Source organism: Aeribacillus sp. JST-2 (assembly GCF_056032925.1).
In genome coordinates this window covers 20,095-34,250 of sequence record NZ_JBVVUU010000004.1, presented here as the reverse complement: position 1 = coordinate 34,250, position 14,156 = coordinate 20,095, and the positions used below count along the sequence as shown (strand labels likewise).

Annotated in this window: 12 protein-coding genes and 1 pseudogene; 1 reads left to right on the top strand and 12 read right to left on the bottom strand. The window is 40.9% G+C overall.

The window, feature by feature from the left end; all coding sequences use genetic code 11:
• Positions 1-47: 47 nt before the first annotated feature.
• Positions 48-980, bottom strand: coding sequence for a protease modulator HflC (hflC, locus tag AC0KTX_RS03395; RefSeq protein WP_474250830.1), 933 nt, complete (start codon positions 978-980; stop codon positions 48-50).
• On the bottom strand, positions 967-1,977 hold the full coding sequence (gene hflK, locus AC0KTX_RS03390) for an FtsH protease activity modulator HflK (protein ID WP_474250829.1): 1,011 nt from the start codon (positions 1,975-1,977) through the stop codon (positions 967-969). Before hflK ends, hflC begins: the two co-directional genes overlap by 14 nt.
• Positions 1,978-2,137: 160 nt before the next feature.
• Between hflK and AC0KTX_RS03385 the strand changes: the two genes are divergently transcribed.
• On the top strand, positions 2,138-2,278 hold the full coding sequence (locus AC0KTX_RS03385) for a hypothetical protein (RefSeq protein ID WP_474250828.1): 141 nt from the start codon (positions 2,138-2,140) through the stop codon (positions 2,276-2,278).
• Between the two features lie 48 nt (positions 2,279-2,326).
• Here AC0KTX_RS03385 and pnpS read toward each other — a convergent pair whose 3' ends face one another.
• From pnpS to accD, 10 genes and pseudogenes are all read right to left on the bottom strand, one after another.
• Positions 2,327-4,084: a two-component system histidine kinase PnpS gene (pnpS, locus tag AC0KTX_RS03380; RefSeq protein WP_474250827.1), complete on the bottom strand. Its 1,758-nt coding sequence runs from the start codon at positions 4,082-4,084 to the stop codon at positions 2,327-2,329.
• Positions 4,077-4,799 carry a winged helix-turn-helix domain-containing protein gene (locus AC0KTX_RS03375; RefSeq protein ID WP_474250826.1) on the bottom strand — a complete coding sequence of 241 codons (723 nt, stop codon included), beginning with the start codon at positions 4,797-4,799 and terminating at the stop codon, positions 4,077-4,079. Before AC0KTX_RS03375 ends, pnpS begins: the two co-directional genes overlap by 8 nt.
• 215 nt (positions 4,800-5,014) lie before the next feature.
• Positions 5,015-5,953 (bottom strand): malate dehydrogenase, encoded by a 939-nt coding sequence (gene mdh, locus AC0KTX_RS03370; RefSeq protein ID WP_474250825.1) that lies wholly within the window; start codon positions 5,951-5,953, stop codon positions 5,015-5,017.
• 64 nt (positions 5,954-6,017) lie between these two features.
• Positions 6,018-7,289 carry an NADP-dependent isocitrate dehydrogenase gene (icd, locus tag AC0KTX_RS03365; protein WP_474250824.1) on the bottom strand — a complete coding sequence of 424 codons (1,272 nt, stop codon included), beginning with the start codon at positions 7,287-7,289 and terminating at the stop codon, positions 6,018-6,020.
• A 98-nt stretch (positions 7,290-7,387) separates the two neighbouring features.
• Entirely contained in the window at positions 7,388-8,506 is a 1,119-nt protein-coding gene (gene citZ, locus AC0KTX_RS03360) for a citrate synthase (RefSeq protein WP_474250823.1), read from the bottom strand.
• Between the two features lie 301 nt (positions 8,507-8,807).
• Complete coding sequence (locus AC0KTX_RS03355; protein ID WP_474250822.1) at positions 8,808-9,191, bottom strand: FxsA family protein; 384 nt, start codon at positions 9,189-9,191, stop codon at positions 8,808-8,810.
• A 144-nt stretch (positions 9,192-9,335) separates the two neighbouring features.
• A pseudogene (pyk, locus tag AC0KTX_RS03350) lies at positions 9,336-11,096 on the bottom strand (pyruvate kinase).
• 48 nt (positions 11,097-11,144) lie between these two features.
• The gene (pfkA, locus tag AC0KTX_RS03345) at positions 11,145-12,104 is read right to left on the bottom strand and encodes a 6-phosphofructokinase (protein ID WP_474250821.1); all 960 of its coding nucleotides are present in this window, start codon (positions 12,102-12,104) and stop codon (positions 11,145-11,147) included.
• Positions 12,105-12,275: 171 nt separating this feature from the next.
• Positions 12,276-13,250, bottom strand: a complete 975-nt coding sequence (gene accA / locus AC0KTX_RS03340) for an acetyl-CoA carboxylase carboxyl transferase subunit alpha (protein WP_474250820.1) — start codon at positions 13,248-13,250, stop codon at positions 12,276-12,278.
• Entirely contained in the window at positions 13,235-14,107 is an 873-nt protein-coding gene (gene accD, locus AC0KTX_RS03335) for an acetyl-CoA carboxylase, carboxyltransferase subunit beta (protein ID WP_474250959.1), read from the bottom strand. Before accD ends, accA begins: the two co-directional genes overlap by 16 nt.
• Positions 14,108-14,156: the final 49 nt, after the last annotated feature.

Below are 14,156 nucleotides of genomic sequence, written 5' to 3'. Positions count from 1 at the left end.
CTATTCTACCATTACTTGCAGAAGAAGAAAAAACATGGCTCCTTTTTTTATTCTGTTGACCCCATTAAAATTTTGGCATATGGAGAGTCAATTGGCAGAACGATAACTGTTTCACCATCAATCGTTTTCTTATAAGATTGGAGAGTCCGATAAAGCTCATAAAATTTTGGATCTTTGGAATAGGCTTGATTATAGATTTTTGCTGCTTCTTGTTCTCCCTGCCCGCGGATCATTTCCGCCTGCGCCTCCGCTTTCGCCAGCATTTCCTGCACTTTTCTGTCAGTTTCCGCAGTGATTCGGTTTTTTTCCGCATCCCCCATCGATAGATATTCTTGCGCTTTTGATTCCCGTTCTGAAATCATTCGGGTAAATACGGATTTCTCATTTTCTTCCGGCAAATCCGTCCGCTTTATTCTTACATCCACTACTTTAATACCGTACTCGCTCTGTTCCAAGAGATGATTCACGATATCTGTCACTTTATCATTAATGCTGCCTCGGGATGATTTCTCATCATTGATGATTTCATCATAATTGAGTTTTCCTAATTCAGATCTGACCGTTGAAAAGATAAACTCGGACATTTTGGCCTCTGCATTAACGACTGTTCGGGCATTGGCAATCATTTTTTTCGGATCTTCTATCCGCCATATGGCATAATTATCAATCAAAATGCGTTTTTTATCCTTTGTATTGATTTCCGCTTCCTCTACATCATATGTCAATTGATGTTTTGGCAAGCTCTCCACAGACTGAATAAAAGGGATTTTGAAATGAAGCCCTGGTTTCTCAATAATTCGTACAACCTCACCAAACTGGCGGACGACTTTATATTCGTTTTCTTTTACAATAAATATATTGTTTAGCAAAAAGAACAAAGCAGCAAAAGATAAGACCAGCACAATGCCTGAGCGGACATATTTTTTCCATTGGAATTTGTCGGCTTTTTCCATTCCGATGATTTTCTTATCGTTGCTCATTTGTTTCACTTCCCTTTTGCTCCTGTTTGTTTGTTTGATCTTTTGGCTGCTCACTCTGTTGATTGTTCGGCAAAACTTGCTGCATATTTTGAACCGGGAAATATTTCATCGTATTGCCGTCGTCTTTCATGATGTAAATTTGCGCGTTCGGCAAAACACTGTCAATCGTTTCTAAAATTAGGCGTTTTTCTGTAATTTCCGGCGCATTTTTATATTCGTTATAGAGAGAGTGGAACAAAGCAACGTCCCCTTTTGCTTTTTCTATTCTCGCCGCTTTGTCGCCTTCCGCTTTTGAAATGATGGCGTCCCGTTCTCCTTGTGCTTCATTAGTCCGTTTGTTTTCGTACTTCTTGGCTTCATTGATTTTCGTATTCATGGTCTCCCTTGCATCGGTGACATTTGTAAAGGCCTTGCGCACTTCCTCATTCGGCAAATCGACATCTTGTAGCTTCACAGCCATTATCGAAATGCCGATATCATATTTTTTCATTAATGAACTTAACAACTCTTGAACTTGCGCTTCAATTTCCACTTTCCCGCTCGTTAAGGCATCATCAATTTTGGAGCTGCCGATAATGCTCCGTAAAGTGGCAGATGTGGCATCACGCAAAATTTCTTCCGGATTTTCCGCTTGAAACAAATATTTTTTTGGATTTGTGATTTTCCATTGAACTACCATATCAGCTAAAACAATGTTTTCATCCCCTGTGATCATCTTTGTTTCTTTTGGAAATGAAACAACTTTATCGTCTTTTTCTTTATAACCAAATTGCAAACTGAACGTTTCTTTTGAAACTTTCTCGACTTTTTGAATCGGCCATGGCCATTTAAAATGCAAACCAGGTTCGCTAATCCCTGAATCCGCTTTTCCAAACGTTATTAAAACAGCTTGTTCTGATTCATCAATCGTAAACCATGATGTAAAAGCAGCCATTGCTAGTATCAATATGATCAAAACAGATCCGATGATGGCGTAAATATTTTTTAGGCTAATCATCTAATCCCCCCGTCTTTTTATGTCTTGATTTACCATACGAAAATAGAAATATTTAGTTTCAAAATCTTTTCTTCACACTCTTTGAACTTACATAAACAAAAAGCTTCCGTATCTACACATTTGCAATTCGCCTTCTTTTGAAACAGGAGGGATTCCCATTTTGAAAAGAATGGGAGATTTTACCACCGTGACCGTTGTTAAAAGTGTTCAAACTTTTTTTGAAATAAAAAATAGACGGGAACACGCATGGTTCCCGTCTGCAACGGCTCCTTGGATGAAGGGGTTTTCACAATTATTTTAACAACCGATTGTTAATGCAGCTTGAATATGTTGTAAAGCTTCTGTTAAATCAGGACGGGTTTAGTCTTTGAAACGTAACTGTGAAAATGGTCCCTTCTCCTACTTTGCTTTTTACATCGATCTTTGCTTGATGAGCTTCCACCAAATGTTTCACGATAGCCAATCCGAGTCCGGTTCCACCTGAATTTCTGCTCCGCGCTTTATCAATTCGGTAAAAACGCTCAAAAATTCTCGGGATTTTGTCTTCTTTTATACCAATTCCTGTGTCTTGCACAGAAACTTCCACAATGTCTTGATCAGCCTTTACCAATATATTGACTTCTCCTCCGCTGGGGGTGTACATAATGCCGTTGTTAACTAAATTGATGAAAATTTGTTTAAGGCGATATGGATCACCATGAATCATTATATCCTCATTCGGAACTTTCAGGGAAAGACCGATGTTTTTATCAATTGCTTTTCTAGACAACAACGTATAAATTTCTTTTAAGATTTCATTGATATGACACGTCTGAAAATCTAGTTTAAATCCTTGTTGCTCTATTTTTGATAAATCCAGCAAATCTTGGATCAGCGTCTGCATTCGTTCACTTTCTTTTAAAATTATGGAGAGAAAAGATTTCAATGTTTGTTCATCTTTCATAGCCCCATCAAGCAATGTTTCGGAAAAACCTTTAATGGAGGTAATAGGGGTTTTCAATTCATGTGAAACGTTGGCAACAAAGTCCTTCCGCATTTGTTCAAGTTTTTTCAGCTCCGTAATGTCATAAAAAACAAGAACAATCCCTTTCCATTCTTCGCGTTTGCCTAGGATGGGGGCGCCGTAAACCTCAAAATGCTTTCTTTCAATTTTGACAGGGAGCATTAAATGCTTTCTTTTCCTTGATTCTGTCAAAAATATTTCATCCACCATTTGAATAATTTCTTTATAGGCAAAAGCTTCATTGTAAGGTTTATATAAATAATCATCTTGGTCTATTTGAAACAGTTCCTTAAACGCTTTGTTAACAAGGTGGATATATCCGCGTTCATCGATAAAAATCAGGCCGCTTCCCATGTTTTCAATCAATGTTTGCAGTCTTTCCTGCTGCAGTTCTTGAGCGCTCGTCATGTCTTGGAGATTGCGCGCCAATATGTTGATTGATCTGCTCAACATCCCGATTTCATCGTTATTTTCTTCATATGTCCGCGCCTTGTAGTTTCCTTTCGCTAATTCCATCGCAACATTTGCAGCTGATTCAATCGGCCTTGTATATTGCTTCATAATGCGCGTTCCAAACATCATCAGTACGATAAAGGCAACCATCATGCTGCCTGAAATAAAAAACCAAATTTCTTTGGTCATTGGAACAGCATTTAATGATTTGCCTAAAACAACAAATCCTTTTTTGCCGCCGTTATCGAAAAGAGGCATCCCATAAAAATATAAATGGGCTTGGTTCAAATCAATGCGAAATCCTTTTTCTTCGTATCTGTGCTGAGCTAACATTTTTTTCGCTAATTCTTTGCTATTTTGTTGAAAAGCGGGGCCTTTTTCAAACAGCACGTTCCCGCCTTCATCAAACAAAATAATGCGAGAATCCAGCGTCTCACTTATCGTTCCCAGCAATTCTGCTAATTCCGGAGATTCTATCCCTTCATTCTTGACCACGATTTTTACTAATTGGCTTTCTTTTTTGAATTGGTTTTCATAAGCAAAAAAATAGAAAAATTGAAATAATTGCCCTAATAGAAATCCGAGACTCAAGAAGACGATCACTATTAATGTTGCTAAGGAGAAAAACAATCTTGAACGGAATTTACTCATCTATTTTCGGATCCTCCAGTTTATAGCCGAGCCCTCTAATTGTTTTAATATACACTGGCTTTTTTGTATTCCGTTCAATTTTTTCCCTTAAATGGCTGATATGAACATCTACAATTCTAGTATCGCCAGCGAAATCGTAGTTCCATACAGCACTTAACAGTTGGTCCCTCGTTAACACCCTTCCTTTATGTTTGGCAAGATAAAGAAGCAGTTCAAATTCTTTTGGGGTAAAATCAAGCCTGTTTTGACCAAAATAAGCTTCAAAACGCTCCGGCATAATTTTCAGATCGCCGATCGTAATGTTGTCCTCTTTCTTTTCTTCCATAATACTGAAATGATGATCTTCCGTGCTGACTCTCCTTAAAATGGCTTTTACTCTCGCTATGATTTCTCTCGGACTAAACGGTTTTGTCATGTAATCGTCTGCTCCTAATTCCAATCCGAGCACTTTATCGAATTCATCATCCTTTGCTGTCAGCATTAAAATAGGCGTCATGATCTTTCGCTGCCTGAGCTCTTTGCATATTTCCATACCATCCAAGCTTGGCAGCATCAAGTCAAGCACAATTAAATCAGGTGCTTCCTTAATCGCTTTTTCCAACCCTTCCTTGCCATCGCCGGCCGTGATTACTTGAAAGCCGGCTTGTAGCAAATTGTATTCAAGAAGCGTAACAATCGATTGTTCATCATCTACAACTAAAATTTTTTTACTCATAGAAGCCTCCACTCAATCCATTTATTCCCATCATCCAAGGTGATATATATAAGTTATCTGTCTTTTTTTATTATAGTCCACGAATGAAAAAGAACCAATATGATAAATTGGTCTTCTTGGAAAAAAAGAGAAAACGACGCTCCTACTTGATTTTTCATTTAGGGTTTGCCGACATTTAAAAAACGAGGGCGAGTGTCCCGCCCCCGTTTGATTGGCTAAATTAACGCCTTCATAACATTTTTTACAGATTGAGCTGATTTTGCCAATGCTGCTTTTTCTTCATCTGTTAATTCAAGTTCAATGATTTGTTCCAATCCGTTGCCGCCAAGAATGGTTGGAACGCCTAAATAAATCCCTTCAAAGCCGTATTCTCCTTCAAGATAGGCAATGGCTGGAAGCACCCGCCGCTGGTCTTTCACGATCGCTTCAACCATTTCCACAAGCGAAGCAGCTGGTGCATAATAAGCGCTGCCATTTCCAAGCAGATTGACGATTTCTCCGCCGCCTTTTCTTGTTCTTTCCACAATGGCTTCTAAACGATCTTTCGGAATTAATTTTTCCAGCGGTATGCCACCTGCATACGAATATCTTACAAGCGGCACCATATCGTCCCCATGGCCTCCCAGTACAAAACCTGTAATATCTTTGACAGATAAATTTAATTCTTGTGCAACAAATGTGCGGAATCTTGCCGTGTCCAATACACCGGACTGGCCGATGACGCGGTGTTTTGGAAAACCGGACTCTTTATAAACCGTGTAGGTCATGGCATCAACAGGATTGGTCAGCACGATGATGATACAGTTTGGTGAATATTTTACGACTTCTTTTGTTACGCTTTTCATGACCTTTTGATTGGTTTGCACTAAATCATCGCGGCTCATTCCCGGTTTTCTGGCAACACCTGCTGTAATGACCACAATATCGGAGTCCGCTGTATCTTCATAGTTGGAAGTGCCGACAATGTTTGCATCGAAGCCAAGAACCGGACTCGATTCAAGCATGTCTAGCGCTTTTCCTTTTGTCGGATTTTCCGCTTGAGGAATATCGACAAGAACCACATCTCCAACTTCTTTTTGCGCGAGCAAAAACGCTGTTGTCGCACCAGTAAAACCAGCGCCAATTACAGAAATTTTTTTGCGTTTCATTGTCACTGGAAACATCCTCTCCATTATTTTCGAGAGCCGCTTCAATGGAAGCAGATCTCTATTTGGGCCGTCAATCCATATTTTTAATTAAAGCGTCACCAAATTCGGAGCATTTTACTTCTGTTGCGCCTTCCATGAGGCGTGCAAAGTCATATGTGACAACTTTTGAAGCAATTGTTTTTTCCATTGCTCGAATAATTAAATCAGCAGCTTCCTTCCATCCCAGATGTTCAAGCATAAGTACACCAGAAAGAATGACGGATGACGGATTTACTTTGTCAAGCCCTGCATATTTTGGAGCTGTGCCGTGTGTAGCTTCAAAAATCGCATGACCTGTCTCATAGTTAATGTTTGCTCCAGGCGCAATACCTATTCCGCCAACTTGTGCAGCTAAGGCGTCGGAAATGTAGTCACCGTTCAAGTTCATTGTGGCGACAACGTCAAACTCACGAGGTCGGGTAAGGATTTGCTGCAAGAAAATGTCGGCAATTGTGTCTTTAATAATAATTTTACCCGCTTTTTCCGCTTCTTCTTGTGCTTTGTTAGCCGCCTCTTTTCCTTCTTTTTCGGCAATGCGGTCATACTCAGCCCAAGTAAATACTTTGTCGCCAAATTCTTGCTCTGCAAGCTCGTAGCCCCAGTTTTTAAATGCACCTTCTGTAAACTTCATGATGTTTCCTTTATGAACGAGAGTCACTGATTTTCTACCGTGTTCAATCGCATAATTGATAGCGGCGCGAACTAAACGTTTCGTTCCTTCTTCAGAGATTGGTTTAATGCCGATGCCTGAAGTTTCCGGGAAGCGGATTTTCGTCACGCCCATTTCTTTTTGCAGGAAGTCAATCACTTTTTTCACTTCTTCAGTACCTTTGGCATACTCGATGCCAGCATAAATGTCTTCCGTATTTTCGCGGAAAATGACCATGTCCGTATCTTCCGGCCGTTTAACAGGAGAAGGAACTCCATTAAAGTAACGAACCGGCCGCAAGCAAACAAATAAATCCAACTCTTGGCGAAGCGCTACGTTTAACGAACGGATGCCTCCACCCACCGGCGTTGTCAACGGTCCTTTAATCGCAATCATATATTCGCGGATAACATCAAGCGTTTCTTGCGGAAGCCATTCTCCGGTCTGTTTAAATGCTTTTTCTCCTGCAAGCACTTCTTTCCAAACAATTTTCTTTTCGCCATTGTATGCTTTTTCAACTGCCGCTTCCAAAACTCTCGAAGCAGCCGCCCAAATATCAGGGCCTGTCCCATCACCTTCGATAAACGGAATGATCGGATCATTCGGGACGTTTAGAACTCCATTTGACATAGAAATTTTTTGACCTTCTGCCACAATCATTACCTCCTGAAATATGTAATTCTTTCTCTCTTTTTTTCATGATGCAAATTTCTTGAACAAAGAAAGGGGGAGACCCTTTTTTATTTTACCTTTTAATCTCTATTTTCGATAGGGATAAATACTTGTTTTTCCGGTCCTGTATATTCCGCACGCGGACGGATTAAGCGATTATTTTCATATTGTTCGAGAATATGCGCGATCCAGCCTGATACGCGGCTGATGGCAAAAATCGGCGTGAAAAGATCATGATCAATGCCTAAGCAATGATAGACAGATGCCGAGTAAAAATCGACATTCGGCGGTATCGCTTTTTCCTTTGTAACAATTTCTTCAATTTTTGTGGACATTTCATACCATTTCGTTTCGCCGGTAATCGCCGTCAACCTGCGGGACATTTCTTTGAGATGTTTTGCCCGAGGGTCTCCCTTGCGGTAAACTCGGTGGCCAAACCCCATAATTTTCTCTTTTTTCGCCAATTTCTCTTGAATATACGATTCCACATTTTCAGGTTCGCCAATTTCCGTCAACATTCGCATGACCCGTTCATTGGCTCCTCCGTGCAAAGAACCTTTCAATGCTGCAATCGCAGCAGTGATTCCAGAATAAATATCAGAAAGTGTTGCAACGCAAACACGCGCCGTAAATGTAGATGCATTTAATTCGTGGTCTGCGTGAAGGATAAGCGCCTTGTTGAAAGCTTCGATAGAAGTGTCGTCTGGTTCAGTTCCATTTAACATATACAAAAAGTTTGCCGCAAAGCTTAAATCTTTTCTCGGCTGTACAGGATCCAAGCCTTTGCGAATGCGGGCAAAAGCGGCAACAATTGTCGCAATTTTTGCTTGCAAACGGATGGCCTTTCGATAATTGGCTTCTTCCGACATGTCATCCGCTTCTTCATCATATAACCCGAGCAAAGAAACGGCTGTGCGCAAAGCTGCCATAGGGTGAACTTTATCGATCGGATACGTTTTGAAATGTTCCAAAACACCATTAGGAACTGCAGAATGATCGGCAAGCTGTTGTTTTAACTCTTCCAATTCTTTCTTATTCGGAAGCTTGCGATGCCATAGCAAATAAACCACTTCTTCAAAAATAGCATTTTCCGCCAAATCATCAATGTTATACCCTACATATGTTAATGTATCATCAATAATTGAACTGATTGATGATGTAGTGGCCACTACGCCTTCAAGACCGCGAGTTACAGTCATATACACCTCTCCTTTATCAAAAATATTTCCATTTAGAAATGATTGTAACTAAATTTCATTTTTCCACAAAAGAAAATGCTTTCATTTCTTTTGTGGAATACTTTTTTATTGTTCGAAGCCAGCTTCTTTCTCTATGAAAACACTTTAATAAGTTATACACCTATTATAAACAATTATCTGATTTTTGTGAATCAGCCAAATAAGATATTTTTTACAAAAATCACTTTTTTAATTAAGATTTCTTATTGCAACAAATAAGATTAACTTATTTTGACATAATAAATATTGAAAAAAAACATCTTCAACGTATCACTATCGTATGTTTATTGATCCATTTTTGTACCCATTGGATGATGAAAGGCTTCAGCAGGTTTCTCGTTTTTGGAAATAGCAGCAAAAACCCCGAAATATCCGTGAGAAATCCCGGCGTCAACAGCATGATCCCTCCTGCTAAAATGATCATTCCGTCCATTATGGCATCGTTTGGAAAACGCCCTTGTCTTAAATCGTCCTGAAACTTTTGCATTGTTTTTAAGCCTTGTTTTTTAGCCAGCCATGCTCCCGTTATGCCTGTTAACAAAATCAACAGAACGGTCGGAACGACCCCTATTAACTTTCCCGACAGAATAAACACCCCGATTTCACAAGCCGGTATCACAACCAGCAAAAATAATAACAGCCGCAAGTTCCATCACCTCACGTTCTGTGAATTTCTTGAGACTAGTATACAAAAAAAGAGAAGGAACTCTCAAAAATCCTTCTCTTTTCGAACATGATATTGAAAGAACCGATCGATAAGAAAAAGCTTTCGACACACACTCATTCATTGTTAAAGAACGCTTGCATGGCCTTTATAAATAATGCCTTGCGTAGCATCTACGGTAACTTCCATCCCGTCTTTTAAAATGGTTGTTGCCCGTTCAACACCAACAATAACGGGGATGCCAAGGCTCAGGCCGACAACAGCAGCATGGCTCGTTAACCCGCCTTCTTCCGTTACAAGGGCGGACGCCTTCTCAATCGCCTCCATCATATCCTTGTCAGTGCCTTGTGTGACAAGGATCGCTCCTTTTCCGGTCTTCGCAATCGCTTCTTCAGAGTTTCGAGCAACTACCACTTTTCCAAATGCGGATTTTCGACCAATTCCTTGTCCTTTCCCTAGAACATCGCCAACAACATGAACTTTCATAAGATTTGTCGAACCTGTTTCGCCAACTGGGACACCTGCTGTAATAATCACTTTATTCCCATGATTGATAATACCGGTGTTTAACGATTCTCTTACTGCAATATCAAGCATTTCGTCAGTTGTTGTAGCAATTTCGCCCTTTGTTGGATAAACTCCCCAAGTAAGGGCGAGTTTTCGGCATACGTGATCGTTTGCAGTAACCGCAATGATCGGCGCTTTAGGCCGGTATTTTGAGATCATTTTCGCTGTATAGCCGCTCACAGTCGGAGTGATGATTGCGGAAACATCCAAATTCATCGCTGTATAGGCAACGGATTGTCCAATTGCGTCTGTAATCGTGCTGACGGCAGATTTCGTCTGTTTGGACAAGATTTGTCTATAATCCAACGCTTGCTCAACTCTTGAAGCAATTTTATGCATCGTTTCCACTGCTTCAACAGGATAGTTTCCGGCTGCTGTTTCGCCAGAGAGCATGATCGCATCGGTGCCGTCAAAAATTGCGTTTGCCACATCGCTCGCCTCAGCTCTGGTCGGACGCGGGTTTCTTTGCATCGAGTCAAGCATTTGAGTGGCGGTAATGACAGGTTTTCCTAATTTATTACATTTACGGATCAATTCTTTTTGCACAAGCGGGACATCCTCAGCCGGGATTTCCACCCCTAAATCACCGCGTGCAACCATCAGGCCGTCTGATACTTCTAAAATTTGATCAATATTATCAACGCCTTCTTGGTTTTCAATTTTAGGAATAATTTGAATGTGTCCTGCATGATGGGCTTCCAAAAGCTGACGGATTTCCAGCACATCTGATGCACGACGCACAAAAGAGGCCGCAATGAAATCGATCCCTTGCTCAATTCCGAAAAGAATATCATTCGCATCCTTTTCTGTTATCCCCGGAAGATTGACGCTTACACCGGGAACATTGACTCCTTTTTTGTCTTTCAATATTCCCCCGTTTAACACTTTCGTTTCAATTAGTTGTTGCTGTTTATCAATATTTGTAACTTCAAGCGCAATTAAGCCATCGTCCAGCAAAATGTTTGAGCCGATCTGAACGTCATCGATCAATCCCTTATGGGTGACAGAAATTTTTTCTTGTGTTCCAACAACCTCTTCCATGGAAATAAAAAGACGGGAACCTGCCTGAAGATGGATTTCGCCATTTTACATCTTATGTGTGCGAATTTCAGGCCCTTTTGTATCAAGTAAAATAGCAACACTTTTTCCAAGTTTTGCAGCTGCTTCCCGAATGTTGCGAATCCTTGCGCCATGCTCTTGGTGGTCTCCGTGTGAAAAATTCAGCCGGGCAACGTTCATACCTGCATTGATGAGCTTTTCCAACATTTCAACGCTTTCGCTGGCAGGACCTATCGTACAAACAATTTTTGTTTTTCGCATCGTCGACAACCTCCTAATAAAATGTGAAAACGATCCCAAGCACAATCATTAAATGGAAAGTTCTTTAGAAAGCTTGTACATTGAATGGTCAATCGTATGAGGGTGATCTAAAATTTCCAAAATATCGTGATCGACCAACTTGTTGTTTTGAATACCGACGCACCGACCTCCCTTTCCTTCAAGCAGCAATTCGACAGCGTATGCACCCAACCTGCTGGCCAGAACGCGATCGAATGCAGTAGGCGAACCTCCACGCTGTATATGCCCCAATACAGAAACACGCGTCTCAAAATTGGTCATTTCCTTAATCTTTTTCCCGATTTCTACACCGCTTCCAACACCTTCAGCGACGATGATAATACTATGTTTTTTCCCTCTGCTGTGTCCATGTTTTAATCGGTCAATGATCTCATGGATATCATATCCAGCTTCAGGAATCAAAATCGACTCGGCTCCGCCGGCAAGACCTGACCACAAAGCAATGTCGCCGGCATCCCGACCCATTACTTCTATCACATATGTACGTTCATGAGAGGTGGCTGTATCCCGGATTTTATCAATGGCTTCAATGACTGTATTCAATGCGGTATCAAAACCGATCGTAAAATCTGTTCCTGGTATATCATTATCAATTGTACCGGGAACACCAATGCAAGGATAACCATGTTCTGTCAGTTTTTTCGCTCCCATGTAGGAACCATTGCCGCCAATAATGACAAGTCCTTCGATGCCATATTTGTTTAATTGTTCAATTCCCTTCATTTGTCCTTCCAGTGTCTTAAACTCTTCACACCGTGCCGTAAACAGCATAGTTCCCCCGCGATGAATAATGTCGCCAACAGAGCCCAGTTCGAGCTTTTCAATTTTGCCAGAAATAAGACCTGCATAACCGTTATAAATTCCGTAGACCTCCAAACCATGATAAATGGCTTTGCGAACGACGGCGCGAATCGCAGCATTCATTCCTGGAGAATCGCCGCCGCTTGTTAAAACACCGATTTTTTTCATACTTTCCACCTCATTTATCCAGTCTTTACAAAACTTTTAAGAAAAAGACGGTGTTCATGTCCATTATGAAGAAAAAATAAAATATGAATTCTTTACTATTATACACAAAAAGAGGCTGTACGTAAGTGGCAAAGAAAACAAAAAAAATGCGACCTCTTCAAGAGATCGCATTTAATGGGCGCTTGAAAAAGCCTGTTCCTTCACCGCTCCGATTCGTTTAAATTTTTCGTATCGGTGCTGGACAAGTTCTTCTCCAGACATTTTCAATAATTCTTTTAAAGAGCGCTTAATGGCTGCTTCAATATATTTTGCTTGCTCCTTAATATCCTTATGAGCGCCGCCTCTTACTTCAGGTATGATTTCATCAATGACTCCAAGTTCTTTTAAATCCGGCGCAGTAATTTTCATCGTTTCCGCTGCTTTTTTCGCAAGGCTTGAATCCTTCCATAAAAGCGCTGCAGCTCCTTCTGGGGAAATGACGGAGTACGTTGAGTTTTCCAGCATGTGAATATGATTTCCCACACCAAGCGCCAATGCTCCGCCGCTTCCGCCTTCGCCAATTACGATGCAAATAACGGGGACGGATAGACCTGCCATTTCAAATAAATTTTTCGCAATTGCTTCGCTTTGCCCCCGCTCCTCCGCAGCTTTACCGGGATATGCTCCTTTTGTGTCAATAAAACAGATGATCGGACGGTTAAATTTATCAGCCTGTTTCATCAAACGCAGCGCTTTCCGGTATCCTTCAGGGTGAGGCATTCCGAAATTGCGGCGGATATTTTCTTTTGTATCCTTACCTCTCTGATGTCCAACAACTGTAACAGGAATGCCGCAAAATTTGGCAATTCCGCCTACAATCGCTTCGTCATCACCAAAATAACGGTCTCCGTGGCATTCAAAAAAGTTTTCAAACAAATGCTCAATATAGTCAAGGGTCGTCGGCCGAAACGGATGACGGGCAATTTGCACGCGGTTCCAAGGGGAAAGATTGTCATAGATTTCCCTTTCTGCGTTTTTCAGCCTTATTTCCAATTTTTCAATTTCTGCGGATAGATCGACGTCCGCTGTTTTCGCAAATTCTTTTAATTCTTGAATTTTCTTCTTTAATTCATCAATCGGCTTCTCAAAATCTAGTTCACCAACCAATCTGCTTCCCCCCTTTCCTGATGAAGATCAAGAATATTGATTAATGTATCTCTTAAATCATGGCGATGGATGACAGAATCAAGTTGGCCGTGCTTCAATAAAAATTCGGCGGTCTGAAAATCGTCAGGAAGTTCTTCGCGTATGGTTTGTTCAATAATTCTCCGTCCGGCAAAACCAATGAGCGCTCCCGGCTCCGCAAAATTGTAGTCGCCTAATGATGCAAAACTGGCGGAGACTCCTCCTGTCGTCGGATGGGTCATAATCGAAATAATGAGACCCCCTTGGTCGCTGAACAATTTTAAAGCCGAACTTGTCTTCGCCATTTGCATGAGGCTTAAAATTCCTTCCTGCATGCGTGCGCCGCCGGAAGCTGTGAAAATGATAAAAGGAAAATTTTTTTCTTTCGCCTTTTCGATTGCCCGCGTTATTTTTTCTCCGACAACCGACCCCATGCTTCCCATTCGAAAGCTTGCATCCATCACTGCAATAACGACTGGAAAACCGCCGATTTTCCCTTCTCCCGTAACAACCGCTTCATTTAACAACGTCTTTGCTTTATCTTTTTCAAGCTTTTCTAAGTAGCCGGGAAATTGAAGAGGGTCCAGAGAACTCATCCCCGAATCGTATTCTATAAAACTGTTTTCATCTAAAAGGCTTGAGATTCTTTCTTTCGCTCCCATTTGCAGATGGTAACCGCAAGTTGTGCATACTTTTAAATTTTTGTCCAATTCTTTTGAATACATGATTTTTTTGCAGCTTGGACATTTTGTCATAATTCCTTCAGGAACGTCATATTTTATATGTTCCGAGGGAATGGATGCGTACTTTTTCTTTTTGGAAAAAATATTTTTCAAGATGAAACCTCCCTCTTTTCTACTGCTTAGAAGCGTGCTTTTTTATTTTTTT